The 282-nt window shown below is 48.9% G+C and carries 1 protein-coding gene; it reads right to left on the bottom strand.

Annotation, left to right across the window (positions count from 1 at the left end; translation table 11 throughout):
- Positions 1-282: DUF1542 domain-containing protein (locus HMPREF2853_RS09500; protein ID WP_315940689.1), on the bottom strand; the 282-nt coding region annotated here is incomplete at both ends.

The following is a 282-nucleotide window of genomic DNA, read 5'->3' as shown; positions in this document are numbered from 1 at the left end:
TCGATCGCTTGCTTGGCTGCTGGCTTACTTTGAGCGGTTGGGTTTACTGAGTTGACCTCAGTTGTTCCATCATTCTTGGCTTGATCAACTTCTGAGTTTGTCGTCGCAGTGTCAATTGCTTGTTTCGCTGTATCTGCTTTCGCTTTGGCATCTGCTTTCGCTGCAGCTTTCTCCTCATCCGTCAAATCAGTACGTGAATCAATGGCTGCTTCCTTGGCTTTCAGGTCATCATCGATCGATTGCTTAGCTGCTGGCTTGCTTTGCGCAGTTGGGTTGACTCCG

This window comes from Streptococcus sp. HMSC077F03, from assembly GCF_001812375.1.
Classification (GTDB): Bacteria; Bacillota; Bacilli; order Lactobacillales; family Streptococcaceae; genus Streptococcus; species Streptococcus oralis_S.
Note: the sequence above shows the minus strand (reverse complement) of the source record. Positions and strands in the feature narration are given on the sequence as shown.